Origin of the sequence: Formosa agariphila KMM 3901, assembly GCF_000723205.1 — a bacterium.
GTDB lineage: Bacteria > Bacteroidota > Bacteroidia > Flavobacteriales > Flavobacteriaceae > Formosa > Formosa agariphila.
Map to the genome: position 1 here is coordinate 3,836,495 of NZ_HG315671.1, position 26,894 is coordinate 3,863,388.

At 32.7% G+C, this 26,894-nt stretch carries 22 protein-coding genes and 1 pseudogene; 5 read left to right on the forward strand and 18 right to left on the reverse strand.

All coding sequences use genetic code 11. The features are described 5' to 3' along the window. Positions 1 to 6 precede the first annotated feature (6 nt). Positions 7 to 2,076: a M16 family metallopeptidase gene (locus BN863_RS16200; protein WP_038532325.1), complete on the forward strand. Its 2,070-nt coding sequence runs from the start codon at positions 7 to 9 to the stop codon at positions 2,074 to 2,076. Between the two features lie 48 nt (positions 2,077 to 2,124). Here the strand turns inward: BN863_RS16200 and BN863_RS16205 are convergent, their stop codons facing one another. Continuing rightward, positions 2,125 to 3,000, reverse strand: coding sequence for a DMT family transporter (locus BN863_RS16205; RefSeq protein ID WP_038532329.1), 876 nt, complete (start codon positions 2,998 to 3,000; stop codon positions 2,125 to 2,127). A 91-nt stretch (positions 3,001 to 3,091) separates the two neighbouring features. Here BN863_RS16205 and BN863_RS16210 point away from each other — a divergent pair, with 91 nt between their 5' ends. After that, positions 3,092 to 3,640, forward strand: coding sequence for a heavy-metal-associated domain-containing protein (locus BN863_RS16210; RefSeq protein ID WP_038532331.1), 549 nt, complete (start codon positions 3,092 to 3,094; stop codon positions 3,638 to 3,640). A 117-nt stretch (positions 3,641 to 3,757) separates the two neighbouring features. On the opposite strand, the gene BN863_RS16215 is transcribed toward BN863_RS16210, so the two are convergent. The 6 genes from BN863_RS16215 to mutY form a co-directional block, all read right to left on the reverse strand. After that, positions 3,758 to 4,546 carry a transglutaminase-like domain-containing protein gene (locus tag BN863_RS16215; RefSeq protein WP_038532333.1) on the reverse strand — a complete coding sequence of 263 codons (789 nt, stop codon included), beginning with the start codon at positions 4,544 to 4,546 and terminating at the stop codon, positions 3,758 to 3,760. 250 nt (positions 4,547 to 4,796) lie between these two features. Further along, positions 4,797 to 5,684, reverse strand: coding sequence for a dienelactone hydrolase family protein (locus BN863_RS16220; RefSeq protein WP_038532335.1), 888 nt, complete (start codon positions 5,682 to 5,684; stop codon positions 4,797 to 4,799). A 95-nt stretch (positions 5,685 to 5,779) separates the two neighbouring features. Next, positions 5,780 to 6,367 (reverse strand): gliding motility lipoprotein GldD, encoded by a 588-nt coding sequence (gene gldD, locus BN863_RS16225; protein ID WP_038532337.1) that lies wholly within the window; start codon positions 6,365 to 6,367, stop codon positions 5,780 to 5,782. Between the two features lies 1 nt (position 6,368). Beyond that, on the reverse strand, positions 6,369 to 7,673 hold the full coding sequence (locus BN863_RS16230) for a gliding motility-associated protein GldE (protein ID WP_038532339.1): 1,305 nt from the start codon (positions 7,671 to 7,673) through the stop codon (positions 6,369 to 6,371). Positions 7,674 to 7,696: 23 nt separating this feature from the next. Further along, a complete protein-coding gene (locus BN863_RS16235; RefSeq protein ID WP_038532341.1) occupies positions 7,697 to 8,146 on the reverse strand; it encodes a single-stranded DNA-binding protein in 450 nt (149 codons plus the stop codon). Between the two features lie 90 nt (positions 8,147 to 8,236). After that, positions 8,237 to 9,277, reverse strand: a complete 1,041-nt coding sequence (mutY, locus tag BN863_RS16240; RefSeq protein WP_038532344.1) for an A/G-specific adenine glycosylase — start codon at positions 9,275 to 9,277, stop codon at positions 8,237 to 8,239. Positions 9,278 to 9,412: 135 nt separating this feature from the next. On the opposite strand from mutY, the gene BN863_RS16245 reads away from it, so the two are divergent. Next, the gene (locus BN863_RS16245; RefSeq protein ID WP_038532346.1) at positions 9,413 to 9,706 is read left to right on the forward strand and encodes an HU family DNA-binding protein; all 294 of its coding nucleotides are present in this window, start codon (positions 9,413 to 9,415) and stop codon (positions 9,704 to 9,706) included. 372 nt (positions 9,707 to 10,078) lie between these two features. Then, positions 10,079 to 11,623, forward strand: a complete 1,545-nt coding sequence (locus BN863_RS16250) for an Rne/Rng family ribonuclease (protein ID WP_038532348.1) — start codon at positions 10,079 to 10,081, stop codon at positions 11,621 to 11,623. Between the two features lie 61 nt (positions 11,624 to 11,684). On the opposite strand, the gene BN863_RS16255 is transcribed toward BN863_RS16250, so the two are convergent. From BN863_RS16255 to BN863_RS16300, 11 genes and pseudogenes are all read right to left on the reverse strand, one after another. After that, positions 11,685 to 12,722: an aldo/keto reductase gene (locus BN863_RS16255; protein ID WP_038532350.1), complete on the reverse strand. Its 1,038-nt coding sequence runs from the start codon at positions 12,720 to 12,722 to the stop codon at positions 11,685 to 11,687. Between the two features lie 13 nt (positions 12,723 to 12,735). Continuing rightward, complete coding sequence (locus BN863_RS16260; protein WP_038532353.1) at positions 12,736 to 14,916, reverse strand: tetratricopeptide repeat protein; 2,181 nt, start codon at positions 14,914 to 14,916, stop codon at positions 12,736 to 12,738. 280 nt (positions 14,917 to 15,196) lie between these two features. Further along, entirely contained in the window at positions 15,197 to 17,872 is a 2,676-nt protein-coding gene (locus tag BN863_RS16265) for a hypothetical protein (RefSeq protein WP_242404045.1), read from the reverse strand. A 95-nt stretch (positions 17,873 to 17,967) separates the two neighbouring features. Further along, positions 17,968 to 18,753 carry a GLPGLI family protein gene (locus BN863_RS16270; RefSeq protein WP_158409045.1) on the reverse strand — a complete coding sequence of 262 codons (786 nt, stop codon included), beginning with the start codon at positions 18,751 to 18,753 and terminating at the stop codon, positions 17,968 to 17,970. A gap of 80 nt (positions 18,754 to 18,833) precedes the next feature. Beyond that, the gene (locus BN863_RS16275) at positions 18,834 to 19,037 is read right to left on the reverse strand and encodes a hypothetical protein (protein ID WP_038532357.1); all 204 of its coding nucleotides are present in this window, start codon (positions 19,035 to 19,037) and stop codon (positions 18,834 to 18,836) included. Between the two features lie 410 nt (positions 19,038 to 19,447). Beyond that, positions 19,448 to 19,546, reverse strand: a pseudogene (locus BN863_RS18875) (cell envelope biogenesis protein OmpA); the annotation flags it as partial. Between the two features lie 162 nt (positions 19,547 to 19,708). After that, positions 19,709 to 20,419 carry a hypothetical protein gene (locus BN863_RS16280; RefSeq protein WP_141675503.1) on the reverse strand — a complete coding sequence of 237 codons (711 nt, stop codon included), beginning with the start codon at positions 20,417 to 20,419 and terminating at the stop codon, positions 19,709 to 19,711. Further along, positions 20,382 to 20,645, reverse strand: a complete 264-nt coding sequence (locus BN863_RS16285) for a hypothetical protein (RefSeq protein ID WP_038532361.1) — start codon at positions 20,643 to 20,645, stop codon at positions 20,382 to 20,384. Before BN863_RS16285 ends, BN863_RS16280 begins: the two co-directional genes overlap by 38 nt. Before the next feature lie 198 nt (positions 20,646 to 20,843). After that, a complete protein-coding gene (locus tag BN863_RS16290; protein ID WP_038532364.1) occupies positions 20,844 to 21,251 on the reverse strand; it encodes a hypothetical protein in 408 nt (135 codons plus the stop codon). A gap of 141 nt (positions 21,252 to 21,392) precedes the next feature. Further along, a complete protein-coding gene (locus tag BN863_RS16295; protein WP_038532365.1) occupies positions 21,393 to 22,355 on the reverse strand; it encodes an OmpA/MotB family protein in 963 nt (320 codons plus the stop codon). A gap of 28 nt (positions 22,356 to 22,383) precedes the next feature. Then, positions 22,384 to 23,145 carry an exodeoxyribonuclease III gene (locus BN863_RS16300; RefSeq protein WP_038532368.1) on the reverse strand — a complete coding sequence of 254 codons (762 nt, stop codon included), beginning with the start codon at positions 23,143 to 23,145 and terminating at the stop codon, positions 22,384 to 22,386. 259 nt (positions 23,146 to 23,404) lie between these two features. Here BN863_RS16300 and BN863_RS16305 point away from each other — a divergent pair, with 259 nt between their 5' ends. After that, positions 23,405 to 26,809, forward strand: a complete 3,405-nt coding sequence (locus BN863_RS16305; protein ID WP_038532370.1) for a hypothetical protein — start codon at positions 23,405 to 23,407, stop codon at positions 26,807 to 26,809. The last annotated feature ends 85 nt before the right edge of the window (positions 26,810 to 26,894 follow it).

Below are 26,894 nucleotides of genomic sequence, written 5' to 3' on the forward strand. Positions count from 1 at the left end.
ACAAAAATGAAAACAAAAATATCAGTATTATTAGCATTGTTTTTAATGTCTGTTGGCGTTCACGCACAAATAGACAGATCTAAACAACCTGAACCAGGACCAGCTCCAAAAATTTCACTAGAAACACCTCAAGAATTCCAATTAAAAAACGGAATAAAAGTACTTGTTGTAGAAAATCATAAATTACCTAAAGTAACGTACTCATTAACGTTAGACAACAAACCCATTACTGAAGGTGATAAAGCTGGAGTTTCAAGTTTACTTTCAGACATGTTAGGTAACGGAACGACTTCTATCCCTAAAGATGAATTTAATGATGAAATCGACTTCTTAGGTGCTCGATTAGGATTTGGATCTCAAAGCGCTTATGCCTCTTCTTTAACAAAATACACTGGTCGTATTTTAGAATTAATGGCCGATGCCGCTATAAACCCATTATTTACAGAAGAAGAATTTCAGAAAAGTAAAGACCAATTAATTGAAGGTTTAAAATCTCAAGAAAAAAGTGTCGATGCAATTGCTTCTAGAGTAGGATCTGCATTATCTTTTGGAAAACACACAGCTTACGGAGAATTTGTTACCGAAGAAACCGTGAACAACATCACACTTCAAGATGTTAAAGATTTCTACAACACATACTTTATACCTAACAATGCCTATTTAATAGTTGTTGGAGATATCGATTTTAAAACAGCTAAAAAAGCAATCACAAAAGATTTTGGAAAATGGAAAAAAGGGGCTGAAATAAAAACCACACTTCCTGAGGTTACTCCAAACGTAGCAACTACTCAAATAGACTTTGTAGACATGTCTAACGCTGTACAATCTAATATTGTTGTAACTAACAATGTTGATTTAAAAATGAATCACCCAGATTATTTTTCTGCACAAATTGCAAACTACATTTTAGGTGGTGGTGGTGAAGGTTATTTATTTAAAAACCTTCGTGAAGAACATGCCTATACTTACGGTGCTTATTCATCTCTTAGAGATAGCCGCTACAACGGTGGTCGTTTTACTGCTAGCTCTCAAGTAAGAAATGCTGTAACAGATAGTGCTGCAGTTCAGATTTTAAATGAAATCAACAGAATTAAAACAGAACCTGTAGACCCTAAAGATTTAGAAAGTGCTAAAGCTAAATATATAGGTAGTTTTGTAATGGCTTTAGAAAAACCCGAAACTGTTGCAGAATATGCACTTAATATTAAATTAAATAATCTTCCAAGTGACTTTTACGAAACCTATTTGGAGAAAATTAATGCTTTAACACCTGCAGATATTCAGAAAGCAGCAAACAAATATTTTCAATCTAAAAATTCACGTATCATAATTACAGGTAAAGGAAGTGACGTTTTAACTAATCTTGAAAAAACAGGAATCCCAGTTAAATATTACGATACTTACGCTAAACCAATAGACAAGCCTGTATACGAAGTTGCTATACCTGAAGGTGTAACTGCAGAAAGTGTTTTACAAAACTACATTACCGCAATTGGCGGAAAAGAAATGTTAGATAAAGTAAACACCCTTGTTATTAAATATGAAGCAGAAGCAAATGGCTCTAAAATAATTTCTGAAGAAAAACGTGCAATCGGAAAATTAGCTCAAAATCTTTTTGTGAATGATAATTTAGCGGTGGCTATGATTGTAACTCCTGAGGACGTTTTTGTAAAACAAGGCGGTGCTAAAAACCCGATTCCTGCAGAAATGGCTAAAGATATGAGAGTCTCTTCTGGTTTATTTATGGAACAAACTATTCTAGCTTTAGGTACAGCCAAATTAGCAGGTATCGAAGATGTTAAAGGACAAAAAGCCTACAAAATTGAAGTTCCTGGAACAACAGTATCTTACAATTTATTCTACGATGTAGAAACGAGCTTAAAAGTTAAAGAAACTCAAGTAATCAATATGGGCGGGCAATCTCAAGTTCAAGATTCGTTTCTTAAAGACTATAAAGCTTTCGAAGGAATTTTATTCCCTTCTATAAAAGAAAGTTCACAAATGGGTCAGCCAATACACGCTAACCTACAAGAAGTTCTTATAAATTCTGGAGTGACTGATGCCGATTTTCAATAATAAAATAATTTTTAAAATTTTAAAACCGAAGTTCAAGCTTCGGTTTTTTTATGCCCTCTTATTTGCCAAATACACTCCAGACAAAATAATTAAAGAAGCAAAACCTTGCAATACGCTAAACCCTTCGCCATCTAAAAATCCCCAAGTTAATGCTACAATAGGCATTACATAAGTGACAGAAGACGCAAATACAGGAGTCGATATTTTAATTAATTTATTAAACAACACTTTCGCTAATGCGGTTCCAAAAAAGGATAAAATAAAAATATAAACCAAAGCCATTTTAAGTGTTGGTTGATGCAAATTAGAGCGTTCAAAAAAACCTGTAAAAAACAATATTATACAGGCCGGAATTACAACCACCACGTAATTACCCGTCGCTATAGTTAGTGGTTTTAAATGCTGCAAATGACGTTTTATAATATTTACATTAAAGGCATACATTACAGTTGCCAACACAATATAACCTGCGTACAAATAATTCTGATGCGGATTTAAATCGGAACCTTCCATAACCAATAAAGCAGTACCTATAAACCCTAAAACAACACCAAAAACCTGACGTTTTGTTGAAGCTATTTGAAACACTGCAAAACCAACCAATATGGTTTGTAGCGGCACTAATGAATTTAAAATAGAGGCAATAGCACTATCTATTTCTGTTTCGGCTATAGCAAATAGAAACGCAGGAATAAACGACCCAAACACTCCAGATAATGCAATCCATTTCCAAGCTGCTTTATCTATAGTTTTAATATATTTTAATCCAACAGTAAATAAGATAAACGCTGTAAATATATTTCTTAAAGCACCCAACTGAAAAGGTGTCACTCCAATAAGCGCTTTTTTCATTAAAATAAAGGAGCTTCCCCATATTAATGATAACACAAAAAGATAGACCCATTTTGAAGTATTTTCGCTCATACAATATATTCTAACGCTACAAAAATGGAACTTTTAACACGAAAAATCACTTAAATTATTAAATTTGTTCACCTTATAAATTTTAGATCCTATGAAACACTTTAAAATTCTTTTTGCGGTATTATTACTTTCAGCAGTATCATTTTCGTGTAAAAACAAATCAGCCGAACCAGAAATAAAAACAGTAGAAACAGCTGCCCCAACAGAAGCTGTCGCTAAAACTATAGATCCAAATGCAACTTATGCTAAAGCAGAATTCACTATCGAAGGAATGACTTGCCAAATTGGATGCGCTAATACCATAGAGAAAAAATTATCTAAACTTGATGGTATTAAATCTGCAACAGTAAGTTTCGACAAAAAATTAGCTATGGTAGAATATGATGTGGCTAAAGTAAATGCAACTACTCTTGAAGAAACTGTAACTAAAGCTGGAGAGATGTATAGTGTAACAGACATGAAAACTGTAGATACTTTTGACACAACAACGACAAATGAGACAGAAACTTCGAAGCAAATGACTTGCAAAGGCGACTGTGAAGGCACATGTGATGGAGACTGCAAAAAGAAATCTGAAGATGTTGCAATGGCATGTTCTGCAGACGGAAAAGAAGGATGTTGTGCTAGTAAAAAAGCATAAACCCTAACATGATATAAATTAATATAAAAGCATCTCGAAAGAGATGCTTTTATAGTTTACATGCCATTTTATCGCATCAATATATTTAACTAGACGTTTAATAAAATAAAAGCTTTCTTAATTTTTAATTTGAGTTACAGTTACACGTTGTTTTAATGTATGAACCGCAGGCCCAAACTGATTAAAAATAGCGACATCGGCAGCATCTAACCCATAACCTACAGACACATAACCTCCTTTTATTCCTGTTTGAGTAGCATCGAAAACATACCAACGTCCACCAACATAAGCTTCAAACCAAGCATGCATATCCATGGGTTTTAAATTATGCAAATAGCCCACTACCATACGCGCAGGAATACTTAAACTTCTACATAATGCGATTCCTAAATGAGCTAAATCTCTACAAACTCCCGACCCTTTCTGATTTACTTCTATAGCCGAAGTTGGATAAACACTACTTCCCGGAATATAACTAATTGTATGGCGCAACCAATCTTCTATAGCCTGCACTTGCTGATACCCCGGCATTTTATTAGCTATAATTGAATTAGCCAACTCATTAAAGCGATCGGACTCACAGTATCGACTAGGCAACAAATAACAGAGGACGTCGTTTGGCAAATGTTGTATTTCTACAAAAGGAGCACCAAAATCTACATCAACAAATTCTGAAGTTTTTACATCTGAAGTCGTATAAATAGTTAACTCACCTTTTGGAGCAACGAATCTTTGACACAGATTCCCGTAGCCATCTGTAAATTCAATAATAGACATATTGGGCGCTATTTTAAATTCATCGCGTTCAATCCACTGCTCAGCACCGCTACGAGGGCGTAACATTAAAATAAAAGGCGTTGGAGTTTCTACATCGAATGCCAAATCACAACTAACACGTAACCACATAAGCGAATTCTATAAAAAACAATTTTCATCATCAAAAATTGATAACTATTAAATATAAAGGATTATTAGTCAAAATGTATTCGCTAATTTGTTTTAATTGCAGCATAAATCTGATTAAACCACAATAAAACAGAAGCTTTAAACAGATACTCATTTTTAAGTTACATAAAAAGCACTAGAGACTAGTATTGAACTAAAAAAAGCATCTCTTTCGAAATGCCTATATATTCTGTATTTATCTATAATTTAACTACGTTAAATGCTCTTTAAAGAAAGCCATTGTTCTATTCCATGATAAACTTGCTGCCGCTTCATCATACCTTGGTGTTGTATTATTATGAAAACCATGATTAACATCTGCATACACAAACGCCTCATATTGCTTATTATTCGCTTGAAGAGCCGCTTCATAATCAGGCCAACCGGCATTAACACGTTTATCTAATTCTGCAAAATGCAACATTAGTGGAGCATTAATTTCTACAACCTCTTCGGCACTCGGTTGACCGCCATAATACGGTACTGCAGCACCTAAATCTGGTACACGAACAGCCATCATATTGGAAATCCAACCACCAAAACAAAATCCAACTACGCCAATCTCACCTGTACAATCTTCATGATTTTTCAAGTAATTAAACGCTGCAATAAAGTCTTCTAGCATTTCATTTTTATCGCGTTTCTTTTGCATCTCTCGTCCTTCGTCGTCGTTTCCTGGATAGCCACCTAATGGCGTTAATGCATCTGGAGCAATAGAGATAAAGCCTTCTAGGGCTGCACGCCTTCCAACATCTTCTATATACGGATTAAGCCCTCTATTTTCATGAACAACAATAATTCCAGGAAGTTTCCCTGTACGCGATTCAGGTTTTGAAAGTAATGCTTTAATACCGCCGCCACCTCTAGGAGAATTGTAAGTAATATAATTAGAATCTAATCGCGAATCGTCTTTACTAACTAAAATGGAATCTATATAATTAGGAGAAATAAAGCTAAGCAAGGACGACACGGTAATCCCTCCCACTGCATACAACGAAAGTTTCTTTAAGAATTGACGCCTTTCTATTTTACTGTGTACATAATCGTCATATAAATCAAAAACCTCCTGATTTATATCTTCTTTCTTTAGTTTTTTCATAGCCTTAAATTAGTCTTTTTTTTGAAAACAATTTTAAACTTATAAAAATTTTAAGAAATCAATTTAATGAAGCACAAGATATTAAAGCCTTGAATTTATTTCCAAGTTACAGATTCCATAATCTGTTTTATATCTTTTTCTAAATACTTAGCTGCAGGAAAAATAGAATCGTAATTAGGTTTCGTGTAAAAATATAGAGACCCTGTTAAAAAATGATTTACACTATCGGTGACATAAAACTGAGATTGAGAAGCCGCATTTCCTCCTACTTCATAAAACATACCGTACACTTTACGCTCATCGTTAATATACACTTGTTCTACAATTTCATCTGCCTTAATGGTATGCTTTTGGGTGAAATTTTGAGCATCTTTAATAAACTTCATCAAGCTTATTGAATCTCCATCTATATTTTTATAGGTAAGAAATATAGTCCCTTTTAAATTGGAGTATTCTATGTTTACACCATAATTATCTTGACCAGCCATCTTTTTTAATCCAACATTAGTTGCAAAAGAATTTTTGTTAAAGGTAAACGGCACATCTAAATCGGATTTGCTATAACTCGCCTCAGGATAACTTAATCTCAAGTAAGCATTCGGTTTAGGGACAGGGGCGTCTCCGCAGGATACAACTAGGATAAATACAAAAAATACAATGATTTTTAATGTGTGTTTTAACATATTATAAGATGGTAACTTTTACACGTTTAATGCGTTTTTTGTCTATAGCTTCTATTGTGAAAAGATAATTTTCGAAATTTATTTTAGCATTCAAAATTGGGAAATTCCCTGAGTTCTCCAAAACAAAACCGGCAATAGTTTCTGCTTCACCTTTTTTTTGTTCGAAAACAGAATCGTCTTCAATTTTAATAATTTTATAAAAATCTTTTAAAGGTGTTTTGCCTTCAAACACAAAATTATGGTCGTCTAGTTTAGAATATATCAAATCTTCATCGTCGTATTCATCGCTAATTTCTCCAACAATTTCTTCAATAATATCTTCTAAAGAAATTAATCCGGACGTTCCTCCATATTCATCTACTACAACTGCTAAATGCACTTTTTTCTCTTGGAAATCGGCCATTAAATCATCTAGCTTTTTATTTTCCGGAACGAAAAAAGGCTCACGAATTAAAGCTTTCCAATCAAACTGCTTGCGATCTACATAAGGCAACAAATCTTTAACGTAAAGAATCCCTTTAATATTATCGATATTATCTTCGTAAACTGGAATTCTAGAATATCCATTAGCTATAATTTCTGGAATAATTTCCGGGTATTTTAAGTCCTGATTTAATGCAAAAATATCTATTCGAGGGCGCATAACTTGTTTGGTATCTGTATTACCAAAAGACACAATACCTTGAAGAATTTTTTGTTCTTCTTTAGAAGTATCGTCTTCACTAGTTAACTCTAAAGCTTGCGATAATTGATCGATACTTAAGTTAGATTTTTGCTTTCCTAATTTATCGTGAATAGCCAATGTAATACTACGCATAGGTAAACTTAATGGCGAAAATAAAACATCCATAACCTGAAGTGGAACAGCCATAAATGTGGCAAATTTCATTTTATTTCTGCTGGCGTAAATCTTTGGTAATATTTCACCAAATAATAAAATTAAAAAAGTAACTAAAACAACTTCTAGAATAAAACGTACCACTTCTGATGTTACTCCGCCAAACATAAAATCGCTTAAATAAGCAAAAAGTATTACAATTGCGATATTTATAAAATTATTAGCAACTAATATTGTGGCCAATAACTTTTTAGGGCGTTCTAATAATTTTGCTATTAGCTGAATAGCTTTAGAGTCTTTTTCTATGCCTTCATTTATGTCGGTAACAGTTAAAGAAAACAGAGCTACTTCTGCTCCAGAAATAAGAGCCGAGCAAATTAGTAATACACATAAAAGTACTACTCCAAAAATTAATGGAAAATTAAATGAGAGAATTAAAGCTAAAATACTCGAGGGGTCAGGATCCAATTGAAATAAAATTAGTTAAACATTTAAAATGGCAAATCGTCGTCGGCTTCATTTGTAGCACTCTGACTTGGGGCCGGTTTATTTTCTGCGGTTTTAGCAACTTGCGGTGATTGGTCTGCATTTGCTCCGCTTTCTTTTTTCGTCGTTAAAAAAGTAAAATCTGTACACTGTATTTCTGTAGAGTAACGATCTTGTCCAGATTCGTCTTGCCACTTTCTGGTTTTAAGACGACCTTCAACATAAATTTTATCACCTTTACTTAAATACTTTTCACAAATTTCTGCACCTTTATTTCTTACAACAATATTATGCCACTCTGTATTTGTAACCCGTTCGTTAGTTTGCTTACTTACATAGGTTTCATTTGTTGCCAAGGGAAAACGGCCCACGCAACCACCTCCTTCGAAATAGTGCATTTTAACATCGTCTCCTAAATGTCCTATAAGCATTACTTTATTTAACGTACCAGCCATAAATTATTGTTTTACGAACTGCAAAATTACACTTTGTAGTTCAACTTTTTTAAAATTAATAAAAAAATTATGAGATATAAATTTCTAATGTTAAAAATTGAAATTTTCAATGAAGTTTCCTATTAGAATCGGAACTGGAAAATCCTCAACTTCAGACACAGAAATAGCGCCCTCTATATTAAAATCGACTTCTATAATCCAAAACTGTGTATATAGATGTTGATGCGATAATTTATGTACAATTTCGTCTTTATTATATAACGACACTTCGAAATTTTTACCTTTTAAAACATCTAAGGTTTCTAACTCCTTCTGAAGTTGCCTATGTGTCAATCCTTTTTCTGACTCAATTAAAGGAAATTGATACAAATTTTGCCAAATGCCTTTACCCTGACGTTGCTCTAAAACAGTAGTTTGATTTGGGGTTAGAAATACTAAAAAATTAAAATACTTTTTAGACACTTTTGCTGCTTTTATCTTTACTGGTAATTCACCAATTACAGCATTACTATAGGCATAACAACTGTTATTAAAAGGGCAAATTGTACAATCTGGACTTTTAGGTTTACACTGTATTGCTCCAAATTCCATAACCGCCTGGTTAAACGTAGCAGGATCCTTAACATCAATTAACTCTTGAGCCAAAGTTTTAAATTCTTTTGCACCTTTAGATGAATTAATAGGTGTATAAATTCCGAAATAACGAGATAAAACTCTATACACATTACCATCTACAACGGCCGCGACTTCGTTATAACATATAGAAGCAATAGCACTAGCGGTATAGTCGCCTACCCCTTTTAGTTTTAATAAGTCTTTATAATTAGTAGGAAAAACACCTTGCAGTTCATCGACCACATATTTTGCCGCAGCATGCAAGTTTCTGGCCCTAGAATAATACCCTAAACCTTGCCAAAGTTTTAAAACTTCTGCTTCATTTGCCTTCGCTAAATGAAAAACTGTAGGAAATGTGGTCACAAAATCTTCATAATAAGGTAACCCTTGCTTAATTTGAGTCTGCTGTAAAATTATTTCAGACAACCAGATATAATATGGATTAGTTGTCTGTCTCCAAGGAAGTTGACGCTTATTAATTGAGTACCAATGTGTTAAAGTTTTACTAAAAGACATATATTAAAATTAGAAGTGGCAAACATAATCGTTTATAATCTTAAATTTTAATGAATTAGGTTTGAAATATTGAATTTTAAATGACTATATTTGCATCCCTTTATAATTAATTGATAACTTTTAAAAAAATAAATAATGACTAAGGCTGATTTAGTAGCGAAAATTTCTGAGAAATTAGGAATCGAGAAAGGTGATGTTCAAGCAACTGTGGAAACATTCATGGAAGAAGTAAAAACATCTTTAGAAGCTGGTGATAACGTATATTTAAGAGGTTTTGGTAGTTTTATAATCAAAACTCGAGCGGAAAAAACTGGTAGAAACATCTCTAAAAACACTACTATTAAAATTCCTGCACACAACATTCCTGCATTTAAACCTGCAAAAGTATTTGTAGAAGGTGTAAAAACTAATGTAGACGTTAAAGAATAACAAAAAACTAAATATTAACCTAAAAAAGACAGATCTATGCCAAGTGGTAAGAAACGTAAAAGACATAAGGTAGCAACGCATAAGCGTAAGAAACGTGCTCGTGCTAACCGTCACAAAAAGAAAAAATAATCCCAAAAAGTAGTTTTATAACTACTTTTTTGGTTTTTATCAAATTGTTCTTTGACATGAGTTTCCCCGCGATATACCTTTCGCAAAAAAAGGAAACTCCACAGATTAAATCCTGTGAAAAAATAATGTATAATCCATCTGTACAGTTCGGTTATTAGTTATTAGTTTTGGGTTGCTATAAATTTATATGTCAACACATTACTATTTACTTTACACCAAATAGTATGGATAAAAATTAACGAAATGGATAAAGAATTGATCGTAAGATCTAGTCCCCAACATGTTGATTTTGCCTTATTAAAAGATGGAAAACTTATTGAATTACATAAAGACGAAGGAGGTAACAATTTTTCCGTTGGTGACGTGTTTATCGCCAAAATAAGAAAAACTGTTCCTGGGCTAAATGCTGCTTTTGTAAATGTAGGCTACGAAAAAGATGCCTTTTTACATTACCACGATTTAGGACCAAAACTTCCTTCCCTTTTAAAATTCACAAAACGTGTAAGCACAGGTAAACTAAACGATTTCTTTTTAAAAGATTTCCCAAATGAAAAAGAGATTGACAAAAACGGAAGCATCATCGATGTTTTAAAGTCTAATCAATCCCTACTCGTACAAATTGTAAAAGAACCAATCTCTACCAAAGGCCCTAGAATAAGCTCTGAGCTTTCTATTGCTGGACGTTATATTGTTCTTGTTCCTTTTTCCGACCGTATTTCAATTTCACAAAAAATTGAAGACAAAGCCGAAAAAGACCGCCTAAAACGATTGGTTAAAAGCATTACGCCTCCAGGTTTTGGTATTATTGTTCGTACAGTAGCAGAAGGCAAGAAAGTTGCCGAATTAGATAAAGATTTACAAAATTTGCTTGGTCGTTGGACTGCAATGTGTAAGAAACTTAACAAAGCACATCACCCTAGTAAAGTTTTAGGAGAATTAAACAAAGCCTCGTCTATTTTGCGAGATATCTTTAATGATACTTTTACAAGCATACAAGTTGATGATGAAGAACTTTATCACCAAATTAAAGATTATGTGCAACTTATTGCACCTAACAAAGAATCAATCGTTAAATTGTATCAGTCTAATGTTCCTATTTTTGAGAAATTTGGAGTAGAAAGACAAATTAAAACGTCCTTTGGAAAAACGGTTTCTATGGCAAAAGGCGCTTACTTGGTAGTAGAACATACCGAAGCCCTTCACGTTGTAGATGTTAACAGTGGTAATCGCTCTAACAAAGCCAATTCTCAAGAAGACACCGCATTAGAAGTAAATATGATTGCCGCCCAGGAAATAGCGAGACAACTTCGTTTACGCGACATGGGAGGTATTATAGTTGTCGACTTCATCGACATGACTAATGCTGAAAACAGAAAAACGCTCTACAACTACCTTCGTGATGAAATGAAGGATGATAGAGCGAAACACAAAATATTACCTCCAAGTAAATTTGGATTGATACAAATTACAAGACAACGTGTTCGCCCAGAAATGAACATAAAAACCCGTGAAGATAACCCGAACGGAGTTAAAGGCGAAGAAGTTGAAGCACCAATAGTATTGGTACAAAAAATAACTCAAGAACTTGAGCGACTATTAAAAAAAGACTATAAAAAGCTGGTTTTAAACACACATCCTTTTATAGCAGCCTTCTTAACAAAAGGCTTTCCATCAATTCGTTCAAAATGGTTTGTTGAACACAAAAAATGGGTAAAAATTATGCCCAGAGATGCTTACACATATCTAGAATACCACTTTTTTGATAAAGATGGTAATCAAATCAACTAATAAAAAAGCCTTACTTTATTCAAGTAAGGCTTTTTTTATGCTTAATTTTTAGGTGATAATTTTATGTGGCTGGATTTGGAATTTCTTCGTGAATTTTATTTATCTCAGTAATAATCTCTTCACTTAACTCCACATGTATACTTTCAATATTTTCTTTTAGTTGCTCCATGGTTGAAGCTCCTATAATATTACTCGTTACAAAAGGTTGCTGAGTTACAAAAGCCAAAGACATTTGTGCTAAACTTAATCCGTTTTGCTTAGCAATTTTTAAATATTCTGTAGTTGCTTTAGTACAATTTACACTACTATATCTCGAAAAACGAGGATATAAATTTAATCTTGAATGTTCGTCTGCAAGACCTTCCACATACTTCCCCGACAATACACCAAAGGCCATTGGGGAATACGCTAACAGGCCTAAACCTTCACGCATGGCTATTTCAGCCAAATCATTTTCAAACCCTCTATTTATTAAAGAATACGAATTCTGAATCGTTTTCATTCTAGGTTTTCCATTGTATTTAGCTTCTTCTAAATATCGCATGGCACCCCAAGCTTTTTCGTTAGAGATTCCTATATTTCTAATTTTACCGGCTTGTATAGCTTTGTCTAAACTATTTAAAACTTCATTAAAATTATCTTCCCACGGATCATTTGGATTATGTTTATAATCTCGCGTTCCAAAAAAATTAGACTGACGTTCTGGCCAATGCAATTGATATAAATCTAGGTAATCTGTTTGCAAACGTTTTAAACTCTGATTAATGGCATCTTCAATAGCTTTTGGAGCAAATCCGTTTGTTCTAATATGTGCAGTATAATCTCCAGTTCCTGCAATTTTAGACCCCAAAACAATGTCGCTACGTTTTCCTGTTTTTTTAAGCCATTTTCCTATAATGCGTTCGGTTTCTGCATAGGTTTCTTCTTGCGCCGGTACTGGATATAATTCTGCAGTATCAAAGAAATTAATACCTTGATCTACCGCATAATCCATTTGACTAAATCCTTCTTCTTGGGTGTTTTGATTTCCCCAAGTCATTGTTCCCAAACAGAGTTTACTCACTTTAATATCTGAATGTGGCAACGTTGTATATTTCATTTAAACTGAGTTTTTAAGAATTATTTTGATTGTTCTGTAAATTTTGCATGATGCGATTACTTTGTTCAGTTTTACCCTGACCTTGGTAAATTAAGGCTAATAAATACTGGTAATCCTGATTGTCTGGCAATAGTTTTACAGCTTTTAATATCACGTGTTCTGCTTCGGTAAACTTTTTATTCTGATAATAAAATGTTGCCAAATTATACATAGATCGCGTATCTGTAGAATCTATTTTTATGGCTTGATTTAAATCGGAAACAGCCTGTTCGTTCGCTTTGATTTCAAAATTTAAAAGGGCTCTTAAATAATAAGCTCGTCCAGCATTTGGTTCTTTTCTTAACCATGTATTTAACGTACTTAATGCCAATTCTGAATTCCCTTTTAAACTATATGCTGTTGCTAAATTAGAATACACTGGTAGCAATAAACTGTCTTTCTTTAACGCTAATTCGTAATTTTTTATAGCATTATCAGGATCATTATTCTGAAGATAATAATCGCCCAATTGTAAACGTCCTGTAGAGAAATCTGCATTGGTAAACATCATGGTTTCTAGCTCATGTCTCGCTTTACTAAGTTCTGACTGATTAATTGTTGCTAAAGTTTGAGCATCAATTCCTGTTAACAATTGCATGGCTCCTATTCTAACCAAACGTGTGGTATCGCTTAAATGCTTAGACGCGATAAATACACGGTCCTGTGGACTTATATTTCTAAATTTCTGAAGCGCATTAAAGCGAACCATTGGAGAAGGATCTTCCAGACTTTTTAGAATAACCTCAAACTGTTCGTTATTTGTAATATCTATATTCTCAATTACTGTAGCTCTTGCAATTGCTGGATAATCTAGATTATTAATAAATGTATCTAACCCCATGCGTTCTTGTACACTAATATTAGATTTATTACTAATTAACAATTGATCTGAATAATGATCTAATCGGTCTGGACCATACCATTCTACTACCTGCTTTGCTGCCCATTCATCAGATTTATCTTGATGACATTGCGTACACGCATTTGGTGTTCCATATTCTACACTTTGGTCTGGTCTTGGCACTCTAAAACTATGATCACGTCTAAAATCGTTCCCCATATAAACAGCTCCCGTCATGTGGCAATTTACACATTGTGCACCATCTGTTTCTGCTTCATGAAAATGATGAGAAGGTTCGTTATAGTTAGGAGTATGACATTGTAAACATAATCTATTGTCTGTATACTTTGTTTTTAAAGTGTGTGGATCGTGACAATCGGAACAGGTCACGCCTTCATGATACATTTTACTTTGAAGAAAAGACCCATATACATAATCTTCATCTTCAATTTGTCCATCGCCATGATATAAATCGTTGGTTATATTTTGAAGTAGATATTGGTCTTCAAAATGAGTTCCAGGAATCATTTTTTCTGTTAAACGCGCACGTCTGGCATGACAAGGTGCACACATATTCATCTGGCTAAACTGAGAGTTTCCTGGAATGATATACGTGTTTTCGGTATGTGTACTATCTTGAATATTATTTGCCCAATACACATGACGCTCTGCAGGACCATGGCAACTTTCGCAACTCACATTAATTATAGAATATTTAGTATCGTAACTATCGGTTTCAACATTATAATCCTTTTCTAAGTTTGTTGAGTGACACTCGGCACACATGGTATTCCAGTTTTGAGCGGTCTCTGTCCAATGCAACCAATCGTGCGGATCTATTTCATCGCCTTTATATTGGTGAAACCATACTCCTTTTTCGGTATCCCAAGTAACACGAAGCACTTGTTTTCTTCCGCGATCAAAATCTATTAAATATTGCTGAAGCGGTCTTACTCCAAACGCATAACTAATTTCATAATCAACCTCACTGCCGTCTATTTCTTTAACATGAACCATAAATTTATCATCTTCCGATCTTGTAAAATGATAAGACACGCCATCAATAATAGTTTTTACATTATTAAAATCGCCTAAAATTGTAGAATCATTAGCAACTTGCATGGCTAAATCGTGATCTGAACCTCTCCAATCATCATACACCCCTTTATGGCATTCCATACATTGAGAATCTCCAATAAAACCATCTTTATGTTGTAGTTTTAGATCCTCTATGGCAACATAATCTGACTGTTTCGTTTTGGAATTACAAGCCGACAGTACGACCAAACAGACAACCCAAAAAACATGCTTCATATTTAATTTAAATGTAGAATTAACTTAAGCTACTAAGTTAAAACTTATTTCAACTATGAAGAAAAAACAAACGCTAAATATCCCTTATAATTATTATAAATTACAAGACACATTTAGCGTTTAGAATTAAATATTTTTTTTAGAAATAAATCGTCTAAATTTCATTTAGAAGTTTAGAAATTTCATCTAATTTAGGCGTTAAAATAACTTCTATTCTTCTGTTTTTAATTTCGTTTATAAGATAAATTATAACCGAATCGATAAGCAATACCCAAGTTTCTTACAACGAAAATCTAACTTTCACTAACCCTTGTCTTGGTCTTAAAGCAAAATTAGATTCTATATAACTAAAGCTATCTACTATTGCGGTTAGATAATTTTTATCATTAAATAGATTATTAATCTGAAACTCAAAATCAATTTTTTTCTTTTTCCAAGTGTATCTATATACCACATCGGCAAAAATATTTTCTGCCCGCCTGTTACCTAAATTACTTTTCACATATTCGGTTTTTATACCAAAATAATGATGTTCTTCTGGATAGACATTGACATTAAATTCATGAAATTGTTGAACTATAGTTTGATTGTCTTGATTCTGAATGTGATTGTTCGCAAACTGAAACACACTTACTAATTCTGTATTTAACCAATCGGTAACATCTGTATCTATTTTACCGTTTAATCGCCAATTTTCATTAGAGATATCTGTTATTTCTGAATTCAATATTTGTTGAAAATCCTGTAAATTAAAATTAACACCTAAGGTTAAGTTAGTGTTTAATTTACTAAAATACTTGCTTGCCCTTGTCATAAAATTATGATTTAAACGTGTATTATCTTGTTCTATAGCCTGTAGTTCTGTTGCCCCATTCTCTAGTATATTATTGTTGAACAAAAGATTAGTATTTGTTTTAGTATGGCTGTAAACCGAACTAAAGAAAAAGGATTTAATTGGATTTCTATAACTAAACGAGGTAGAATAACCCCAATTTCGATTTTCAGGCAAGGGAGCGTCTATACGTTGAATACTACGGTAATTCTGTAATATATAATTGTAGTAAACCTGATTAATTGTGCCAAAATCATTATTTAAATGTGCTGATGTTGACAAACTCCAGTTCGAGGTTAAATCGAAAGTTAAAGAAATTCGTGGATCAAAAGTTATACGGCTTAGGTTTTGATTTCTACTCAACGATTCATCTTCTAATTGATAAGTGTGGATATTAATAGGTGTATGTAATTCTATGCGCCACTTTTCCGATTTGTATTGTGTTTGTAAAAGCGCATAGAATTTTGAACGTATCCAAGCTAAATTATTTTTAAATATTTCGTTATTAACTATGTTTGAAGTAAAAATTCCACTTTCCAAACGTTGCTTTTCAAACAGCACACCTAGTTTTGGCGACAAACTAAATTTTTTGTAACCTTTTGTAAAGCCTATAGAGTTATTTGTATAGAATGTATTAAGCTCCAAATTTTGAATTACTTCATTATACGGTAAACCACCGTTTAATAAATCTTCAAACTGTCCTGGGTTTACAGTTAATGTCTGTGGCGTTCTATTAACACCAATATAAGATTTTAAAGTTGCAATTTGTTTCCCTAAAGGAAATAAGGTTTTTAAATTGTTAGATAATTTGAAGTAGCGATTACTTAAACTTTGACTAATATTTTCATTGTACTGTTGAATACTACCACGCTCACTATCCCAAAACCCTTGAACAACTAAACTATTTTTAAAGTAGTTTTTATTACTATTTCTTTGGATGGTTAAATTAGTTTCTAATGAATTTTTATAAAACTGATTATATTTATTTTCAAACAACGAAATGGTATCGTTTGCAGTGAAAAACTGCGTATTTGTAAAACCGTTTTGTTGCTGATAATCATTAAGATAGGACACATTTAGACGTAGCTCTAAATCCTTTTTTAACTTCTGTAAATAATTAGCGCTTAGTAAATTAATATTATTATCTAACCAACGTTGCTCCGGAAAATTTGGAACACCAATTTTTTGAATTGCTAACCAATCTTGCTTTTCGTTATTGCGTTCAAATTGATCTAATAAATCTTCAATAGTTAAGGTTTTTAATTGTGATGCAACATTATCACCGATGTTATTAGATTGATAAGAACTAAGCATTTGTCGTTTTTTAGAAAATAGCATTGGGGTAATATTCGTATCCCAGAGTAATGGCTCCGAGCCTGCACCTAATTCGGCTTGCCCTGTAAAGGTATACTTGTTTTTAAGCTTAATATTTAAAGCTGCTTGATCCGAATACACCAAACTATCCAGAACTTTAATAGGCTGATGATTTTCTAAAACTTGTACCTTGCTAACTTCTTTATGCGGCAAGTTTTCATTTGCAAGATTATATTTCCCTTCAAGTAAATCTAAGCCCTCAATATAATATTTGTTAATAGGTTTACCTTGGTAGAGTATTTTACCGTCACTAAGAACCTCAATTCCTGGCATATTTTTTAGAACATCGGCTATGGTTCTATCTTCTTGTTTTGTAAAGGCATTAACCGCATAATTTATAGTGTCTCCATGCTTCGTAATAGGACTATTTTTTATAACAATCTCATTTAACTCCGTAGGTGCTTCTACTAAAATAAAATCTAGTGTTTGGCTTTTGTTTAAAATAGTTTTAACAACCGATTTATAGCCCATAGACTTAATGTTTAGCTGTATATTTTCAGCATAACCGTTTACAGGAATTGAATAATAACCTTTACTGTTAGAAATGGCATAATTTAAAATTTGGTCTGAATGTAACGGTGTAATAGTAATACTTGCACCAGAAACAGGCTTACCATTTTTAGTTAACAACAAGCCATTAATATTAGATTGCGAAAACATGTCACAAATACTAAATAAAACGATAGTTAAACAAAAAATAGCTTGATGCATTAATAAACAGTAATTACTTGTTCTTGCTTTATTTTTCAAGGAATTGATGATTAACTAACAGTAAATAAGAATAATACATTTATCAAAAAAAAAAAAAAAGATCAAACTAATAAACTCCTATTTTACTAGCCAGTTTATAATTCAATTGGGTTATTCCTTTTTTTCAATTTCTGTTTCACCCCTTCTTTATAGTCATCCTTTATTGTAAAACCCGATTGTGCTATTCTTTCTATTATATTTTTCTTGTAATCTTTTAACTTTTCAAAATAGATGGGTTTGGTTGTAATAAAAAGGTCTTTTCCTGGTTTTAAATTTGAATAAATTAAGTTCATATCAGATTTAGCAATTAATTCAAATACATAATGATTTTTTAAATCCGAAATCTTAACAATGAGACCAGGTAAACCACTAAACTTGTACGGTCCATCAGAGATTGGGATTTCATTAGAAAACCAAGCTTCATAATTTCTACCCCCATAATAGGTCGTAGCCTTCTGACATTTAAGACCATTTATTGATAACGTATCGGTGGTTATACTCCATTTCATTCCATTCTTCTGTTCTTTATACTCAAAATTATCTGTATATATTTTATCATAAACAGTTATGCTATCTTCTTTCTTTTCTTTTAATATTTTAAAATGAAATTGAGTTTTTGGAAATCTTGAAATATCTAGCATACCAATTTCTGCGGCAGGCTTATTTTTTATATCAAGAAGTATTGAATCTTTTAAATAAGTGTTTTCACTTAGAAATATTGAAACCTCATCATTAGTTAAGAGCAACATGTCTTCACTTTGTTTGGCATAAACATCTGTAGAATCTGATTGATATGTTAGCCTATAAGTGAATGTATGCTGTATAACATATTTATTTTGAGTCTGTATACTTAGAGAGGTCAAAAAAATAATAAAGAACATGAATTTATAAAACATATTATGTAAACTGTTAGTTTTAAAGTTATCCGCCTATAAAAACAAGCAGGTAACCGAATAATTAATTAAGGGCATAGCGCTTCATCTGCCGCCAAAGCCTTTTCAATAATTTCTGTGGTTGACTCTCCACAAGACCAGCCCTCTATACCACAAGAAAGCGTTGTAGGCACGCAATTATAATCTTCTTCTGCTGCATCTACAGTACTATTATTTGCAAAACTAATGGCAGCACCTAAGACAAATACTAATGTTAAAATTACATTTTTCATTTTAAATAAAATTAGATGGTTAAAAAATAAATTAGTTATTCATTTTTCCTAGTCAATTTATCCATCTACTTTTAGAATACCTATTTACTTTTTTATTTCCATAAGTTGGATGGTCACTAAATGGCTCTATTCGTTAACAAACTAAATACAACTAGTAGAATAGGAATAACACTTTTCCAAAAAAAAAAAAAAATGAGAAACAAAAATAAATTAACCATTAAAACAATAAATTAATTAAAAATTAAATTAAATATTAGATTTAATTAATCTACATCTTGTGATAAAAAACCATAAAGAATACGTTTACCATAGCTTTTTTTTACTTTTTATAGACTAAAAACAAACTGAGTTCACTAATTCCGATACAACCAGAAAAAGTGAACTCAAATAAACAAAACCAAAATCTACTCCTAAATCTCATTTAAAAGTTTAGAAATCTCATCTAATTTAGGTGTTAACACCACTTCAATTCTTCTATTTTTAGCGCGACCTTCAGCAGTTGAATTTGAGCCCGATAACGCGGTCTTATAGTCCGTGCCATAAATATATTATTAAATCGGTAACCCCCGCTACCGCACGAACCCTTTCGTGTGGTTTATTCTAATTTAAATCCTAAAATACAACCATATTGTCAATTAAACCTTATTCCCCTGCATAACCCTAATCTAAAACTACTCATCCACCACACGTTGCAACCGTACAGTAGTACCATTTTTATTTTTTACTTCTAGATATTTACGCCCTTGTTTTACAATTTCTAAAGTATCTGTTTGATTCAATATTGGTAATCCCTCACCTTGATTTTGCATAAAAACAGAAATCTCATAATTATAATTTCTATCAACTATGAGGTTATATGGTTTATACCCTAAATTGGACAACATAAATTGTAGATTATTTTTTTCTTTTTTAAGCCTAAAAACAGCTACACCGCTATTATTAGCAGCAACACCACTATAACCATATTTTGACAAACTATCCTTATACATTACACTTGCTGCGGGAGGATCTAGCACTTTATGATTTAAATCGAACAAAACAAATTTTATGCAAATTGAATCTTTATTATTTCTCCAAATTTTGGAGATATGATATCCTATTTTTATTGGTTCTGTTAAATCGTAATTCAAAATTAATGAATCGTTTTTTATTTGATAATGACCTTTACCATATTTATCATCACCCAAACTCGCTCCTGAATGGTACTCAAAAATTCCATTTTTCTTAAAATCAAAGAAATTATAATGCTCTTGATTAGGCATTAAATTACTATATCTTCCTTCAATACTTTTTTGTCCATAAAACTGACTAAATGAACATAAAATGAATATTATAAAAACAGACTTAATCACACTTCGTTCCTTTCGCATTGCTATTTCCATTTTGCTCGTTTGTTAATGTTTTTGAGATATTTTGTCTATCGATTAATTCAGGAACCAAAGCTTTAAAAGCATCCGTTTCAGTAACAATATTACCATTAGAATCCACTTGAAATAACCCTCCTAAAGCCATGCTTCTATAATAATCCCACCCCAAATCACCACCTGTTCCATATTCAATATCCCATGTTAACAAAGACATAGCAATTGCATCAACATACTGTCCCATAAACCACGCTACCGCACGAAATCGCAGATTCAGCGTAGCTAATCCTTTCGTGTGGTTTATTCTAATTTAAATCCTGAAATACAAACTACATTCTCAATTAAAACCAAAATTCCATTAATACTATAACAAACATAATTTTATTGTAGATACACGATGCAATCGCGCACTAGCGGGTTACCTACTCAATTTCAGTAGTATTTATTCTATTAAATAACTTGGCTCCAATTCTATTATAGAATCTCCTTTAATTAGATAAATTGATTTTTCCTTAAAATACATATACAACTCCCAATCGTCAATAACGCTAGTATTATTTTTCCCACTATAAAATTGTCTGCTTTTCAAAATATCTTTAACACAAATTGGGTTAATTTTATTTTTCAAGAGTTTCTTTTTATTTTGTTTAAAATAAAAAAAACCATTATTCCCACTATTTTTTAAATAATAATAAGTATAGTTTTCATAGTTGTGTTTCTTTTTAACTAAAAGTTTTCTATCATATTTTAAGTTTAGGGTATCCTTCTTATGTATATCTATTTGTGAACTAACTGCAAAACTAAAGCTAAACACAAAAAGTACAAGTAAAAAAATCTTTCTATTGAGCATCTTTACAGTCTTTAGTTAAAAAATCAATATCCATATCAACAGCCTCCAACTGTGCTATTTTATTAGAGTCAATATCTTTATAAGCATCCACATTATGTTCTTTTAGGCCCCTCCAAGCGAGTACCTCGTAAAATAAATCGTCTAAATCTCATTTAAAAGTTTAGATATTTCATCTAACTTAGGAGTTAAAATCACTTCTATTCTACGGTTTTTAGCACGCCCTTCAGCAGTTGAATTTGAGGCTATTGGCGCATATTCTCCGCGACCTGCTGCCGTTAAATTCTCTGGATTTATCCCTTTATTTTCTCTTAAAATATTCACGATAGCCGTGGCGCGTTTGGTCGATAAATCCCAGTTTCCAGATAATTGTCCGTTACCTTTATAAGGCACATCGTCTGTATGGCCTTCTATAAGTACCGCAATATCTGGGTTTACAGATAACACACTTCCTAATTGCTCTACTGCTCTACGCCCCTCTGTACCTACAGCCCAACTTCCCGAACTAAACAAGAGTTTGTTTTCCATAGAAATATAGACTTTTCCATCACGTTGCTCTACAGTTAACCCTTGGCCTTCAAAATCGGTTAAGGCTCTAGAAATCGCATCTTTTAACGCAAGCATAGTCGCGTCTTTTTCTGCAATAACACGTTCTAATTCCGCCACGCGATTTGAACGGGATTGTAGTTCTTTTTTTAATTCTTCTAATCTGTTATTTTCTGCAGCTAGAGCTTGCTCTTTTGCTTCTAACTGCGCTAATAACTCTCTGTTTTGCTGTACGTTTTTAGCAATAGATTCTGAGCTATTTTTTTCTAAAGCCTCATAAGAATCTTGTAAATGTTGATGGTTAGATTTTAACGCATCAAAATCATTTTGAAGTCGGTCGCGTTGCGCCAATGTTTTATCGTAATTTGTCTGAAGTTCTGCCAAATCTCCTTCTAATTGCGTTTTAGCAGCAGATAATTCAGCATTCTCATCCATCAACGATTGATTTTCTTGCTTTAAAGCGTCATGCCTCGTTTCTAAATCTTTATAAACTCTAGGCGCTACACACGATGTGGTTGCAACCATTATAGATAATACCGATACTATTAATTTGTAATTCATAAGATAAAGCTTCAAGGTTATAATATAATTAATCTACTTCAACTAAAATAGGACAATGGTCACTATGCTTGGCTTCAGGTAAAATAACAGCACGCTTTAATCGCGATTCTAAATGATTAGCTACCAAACAATAATCTATTCGCCAACCTTTATTATTATTTCTAGCATTAGCACGATAACTCCACCAGCTATAATGGTCTGGTTCTTTGTTAAAATGTCTAAACGAATCTATAAATCCGCTATCCATAAACGTACCAATCCATTCGCGTTCTACAGGTAAAAATCCTGAGACATTTTTATTTCTCACAGGATCATGAATATCTATAGCTTCGTGACAAATATTATAATCACCACAAATAATTAAATTAGGAATTTCCTTTTTCAATTCGGTAACATAATCTTGAAACATCGCCATATACTCAAATTTATGTTCTAACCTCGCCAAGTTTGTCCCAGAAGGCAAGTATAAACTCATTACAGACACGTCGTCGAAATCGGCACGAATGTTACGTCCTTCAAAATCCATTGATTCAATTCCTGTGCCAAATTCTACATGATTTGGTTTAATTTTACTTAAAATAGCAACACCACTATAACCTTTTTTTTGTGCGCTAAACCAATAGTTATATGGATATCCTGCTTCTGCAAAAATGTCTAAATCTAACTGGTCTTCATTGGCTTTAATTTCCTGTAAACAAATAACATCTGGATTTGCACTTATTAACCAATCTAAGAATCCTTTTTTAAGGGCGGCACGAATACCGTTAACATTATAAGAAATTATCTTCATTTTTGCTGTTTTTTCGCGCTATTGAATCAATATTTACACACAATATGCGTTTATTAATTTCGGTAGGCTTATTTTTTATAGAATTTCAGCTAAAATAAATAATGCATTACTTTTACACTATTAATTTAGTGCCCTTTTAACACAAATTACAACCAACCACTTCTTACTAAACGTATGAAGTATTTTTATAAAACTGGGTTAAACTTATTCGGATATATTACCGAATTGTTTTTTAAACCTTAGGCTTTTTAAATATTACATGAAATTTATAATCGTCTTTCTTTGTTTTTCTTTTAGCCTTTGCGTGTTTTCGCAAGAGCAAAACACGAATTACAAAACAAAAAAAGTGGCGGTTAAAGATACTATTGTAATCGATAGTGTAAGCATTAACCCCAATTGGTTTACGCTAAAAACCACTACCGGAACAGCTATTGATAGCAGTTTGTATACTATCGATTTTCCTAAAGCGACACTAACGTTTAAACAACCCATTGAAACAGATTCTATTTTAATTTCGTATTTAAAATTTCCTGATTTTTTAACCAAAACGTATCGTCAATTAGATGAGAGCATTATCTTATCGGATATAAATAATCAGCAAAAACTTTATAAACTCTCGCAACCTACGGGTACAAAAAAATACATTCCTTTTGATGGTTTATCTACCTCTGGAAGTATTTCTAGAGGGGTAACCGTAGGAAACAATCAGAATTCCGTTTTAAACAGCGAACTCGATTTACAGATTACAGGAAAATTAAACGATAAAATTTCGTTACGAGCCTCAATTCAGGATGCCAACATCCCGTTACAAGAAAGTGGCTATTCGCAACGGTTAGATGAATTTGACCAAGTGTTTATCGAAATTTTTAGCGACACTTGGAATATCCGTGCGGGAGATGTCGATTTACAAAAGACGAATACCTTTTTTGCCAATTTCAGTAAACGTGTACAAGGGTTATCGTTAAACGCAACTTTAAATCACGAACAGTCTACCACCAATCTTTTTGCCGCAGGTGCTATTGTACGCGGACAATTTACAAGAAGCCAATTTACAGCCCAAGAAGGAAACCAAGGGCCGTATAAATTAAAAGGTCCTAACGACGAGCTTTTTGTACTTATCGTGTCTGGTAGCGAAACTGTTTACGTTAATGGTATTGCTTTAGAACGTGGCGAAAACAACGATTATATTATAGATTATAATGCCGGCGAAATTATTTTTAATTCCACTTTTCCTGTTACTTCAGAAATGCGTATCACTGTCGATTTTCAATACAGCGAGCGTAATTACTCTAGAATAATTGCTTACGGAGGCGGACAACACGAAAGCAAAAAATTTAATATTGGAGCGTCTGTTTATTCTGAAAACGATTCGAAAAACAATCCGCTTCAGCAAAATTTATCGACCGAGCAAGTTGACATATTAGCCAATGCAGGTGACGATTCTTCTAAAATGATTTCAGCATCGGAAACTCCTGAAGCCTTTAACGAAAATCGTATTTTATATAAAAAAGAAACGTTTAATTCTGAAACCATTTATGTGTTTTCGAATAACCCTGACGATGAACTTTACAGCGTTACATTTAGTACTGTTGGTGATAATCAAGGGCATTATATTTTAAGCGATATTAATGCTATTAATAATATTTACGAATATATATCGCCTGTAAACGGTATTCCACAAGGAAACTATGCACCTGTAACGCAACTTATCGCGCCAACCAAACTTCAAATTGCCGTGGTTAACGGAACTTTTAAACCTTCGAAAAAAACTAATATTTACTTTGAAGGTGCAGGAAGTAAAAACGACCTTAATTTATTTTCAGATTTAGACGATGCCAATAATGATGGCTTTGCAGGAAAATTAAAAATTAATCAGAATATCATTAATCAAGATAGTCTTTGGACACTAAATGCATTTGCAGATTTCGATTATATTGAAGAAAATTTCAGGACCATTGAAGTGCTTTACAACACCGAATTTAATCGCGACTGGAACATAGAGAACACGGTTGGAAATCAGAAATTATTAGTTGGCGGATTACAGCTTCAGTTACCCGAAAAGGTATTTTTTAATTATCAGTTCGAACATCTAAGTTATCATAATAATTTTAATGGAAACCGACATGTTGCCAATGGGGTTCTTCATTTAAATCGTTTTAATTTTTATACGGTTTCTAGTTTTTTAAATTCTGAATCGGATAGCAATACCTCAACATTTTTACGATCATCGAATACAGCAACCTACAGTTTTGGTAAACCTTGGGTTGGAGCAAAATTTGCTATTGAAGACAATCAGCAACAAGAAAAAATAACAGAACGTTATCTTCCGACAAGTCAGAAATTTAAAAGTTATGAAGCCTTTACAGGAATTGGAGACAGCACAAAAATCTTTGCCGAAGTTGGATTTAAATACCGTATAAACGATAGTATTAGAAATAACGAATTGCAACACGTAAACACCTCTAAAACCTATTATCTAGATTCGAGACTGGTACAAAATACCAACACAAATTTATCGCTTTATGTAAACTACCGCACCTTAGATAATGTTTTTGAAGACCATGAACAATCTTTGAATTCACGATTAATTTACAATCAGAATTTCTTTAAACAAATCGTACAATGGAATACTATTTTCGAGACCAATTCGGGAACTTTACCTCAACAAGATTTCACGTATGTAGAGGTTGAACCAGGCCAAGGTGGGTATACTTGGATTGATTATAACGAAAACGGCATTCAGGAGTTAGAAGAATTTGAATTGGCACAATTTCAAGATGAAGGAAAATACATTCGAGTTCTACTGCCAAATCAAGTGTATATAAAGACACATCAGAATAGATTTAGCCAAACATTAACTTTAAATCCGCAGCAATGGGTTAATTCAGGTATTAAATTTAAATCGTTCCTATCTCAGTTTTATAATCAGACAGCCTATTTAATAGATAGAAAAACGTATCGCGATGGAAATAATTTTCAGATCAATCCGTTTAAAGCTGATGAAGAAAATCAGCTTGGTTTAGTTTTAAATGTTAGAAATGTACTATTTTTTAATCGCGGCAAACAACATTACACAACCTCTTATACGTTTTTAAAAAACCGAGCAAGAAGTATTTTAACCATAGGTTTTATAGAAAACAACGTACAAAGTCACCAACTTAATTTTAATCATAAATTTGGAGAAAGCTGGCTGATAACTTTATTAAGTAGTTTAAGTGAAGCCGAGAGTATTAGTGAAAATTATGTGAGTAAGAATTTTAATATCGATGAAACACAATTCAATCCTAAACTCACCTATTTACTTAATGAAAACACACGATTTGATGTGTTCTACCAATTCACTAATAAAGAAAACACCATAGGAAGTTTTGAAACTTTAGAACAACAAAAGTATGGTGCCTCGCTCTCTATTTCCAATGTTCAGAAATCGGCTATTAGCGGAGAATTCAATTATTTTTCTAACGCCTATTCAGGAAATGCAAATACACCAGTAGCTTACCAGATGTTAGAAGGTTTACAGCCCGGAAAAAACTTTACTTGGACCATGCTTGTTCAGAAAAAAATAACCAAATTTTTAGATTTAAACCTCTCCTATTTTGGAAGAAAATCTGAAACTAGTAAAAGCATTCATACAGGAAGTGTTCAACTTAAAGCTTATTTTTAATTAAGTTTTACTATGCTCTAAAACAACAAAAAAGAGCCTAAATAATAAATTATTTAGGCTCATGTAAGCGTGTTGTAGATTTTGA

Bases quoted from the DNA above. Each gene is read 5' to 3' on its own strand.
- BN863_RS16200 (WP_038532325.1), top strand. From the start codon at position 7: ATGAAAACAAAAATATCAGTATTATTAGCATTGTTTTTAATGTCTGTT.
- BN863_RS16205 (WP_038532329.1), bottom strand. From the start codon at position 3,000: ATGAGCGAAAATACTTCAAAATGGGTCTATCTTTTTGTGTTATCATTA.
- BN863_RS16210 (WP_038532331.1), top strand. From the start codon at position 3,092: ATGAAACACTTTAAAATTCTTTTTGCGGTATTATTACTTTCAGCAGTA.
- BN863_RS16215 (WP_038532333.1), bottom strand. From the start codon at position 4,546: ATGTGGTTACGTGTTAGTTGTGATTTGGCATTCGATGTAGAAACTCCA.
- BN863_RS16220 (WP_038532335.1), bottom strand. From the start codon at position 5,684: ATGAAAAAACTAAAGAAAGAAGATATAAATCAGGAGGTTTTTGATTTA.
- gldD (WP_038532337.1), bottom strand. From the start codon at position 6,367: ATGTTAAAACACACATTAAAAATCATTGTATTTTTTGTATTTATCCTA.
- BN863_RS16235 (WP_038532341.1), bottom strand. From the start codon at position 8,146: ATGGCTGGTACGTTAAATAAAGTAATGCTTATAGGACATTTAGGAGAC.
- mutY (WP_038532344.1), bottom strand. From the start codon at position 9,277: ATGTCTTTTAGTAAAACTTTAACACATTGGTACTCAATTAATAAGCGT.
- BN863_RS16245 (WP_038532346.1), top strand. From the start codon at position 9,413: ATGACTAAGGCTGATTTAGTAGCGAAAATTTCTGAGAAATTAGGAATC.
- BN863_RS16250 (WP_038532348.1), top strand. From the start codon at position 10,079: ATGGATAAAGAATTGATCGTAAGATCTAGTCCCCAACATGTTGATTTT.
- BN863_RS16255 (WP_038532350.1), bottom strand. From the start codon at position 12,722: ATGAAATATACAACGTTGCCACATTCAGATATTAAAGTGAGTAAACTC.
- BN863_RS16260 (WP_038532353.1), bottom strand. From the start codon at position 14,916: ATGAAGCATGTTTTTTGGGTTGTCTGTTTGGTCGTACTGTCGGCTTGT.
- BN863_RS16270 (WP_158409045.1), bottom strand. From the start codon at position 18,753: ATGTTCTTTATTATTTTTTTGACCTCTCTAAGTATACAGACTCAAAAT.
- BN863_RS16275 (WP_038532357.1), bottom strand. From the start codon at position 19,037: ATGAAAAATGTAATTTTAACATTAGTATTTGTCTTAGGTGCTGCCATT.
- BN863_RS16280 (WP_141675503.1), bottom strand. From the start codon at position 20,419: ATGGAAATAGCAATGCGAAAGGAACGAAGTGTGATTAAGTCTGTTTTT.
- BN863_RS16285 (WP_038532361.1), bottom strand. From the start codon at position 20,645: ATGGGACAGTATGTTGATGCAATTGCTATGTCTTTGTTAACATGGGAT.
- BN863_RS16290 (WP_038532364.1), bottom strand. From the start codon at position 21,251: ATGCTCAATAGAAAGATTTTTTTACTTGTACTTTTTGTGTTTAGCTTT.
- BN863_RS16295 (WP_038532365.1), bottom strand. From the start codon at position 22,355: ATGAATTACAAATTAATAGTATCGGTATTATCTATAATGGTTGCAACC.
- BN863_RS16300 (WP_038532368.1), bottom strand. From the start codon at position 23,145: ATGAAGATAATTTCTTATAATGTTAACGGTATTCGTGCCGCCCTTAAA.
- BN863_RS16305 (WP_038532370.1), top strand. From the start codon at position 23,405: ATGAAATTTATAATCGTCTTTCTTTGTTTTTCTTTTAGCCTTTGCGTG.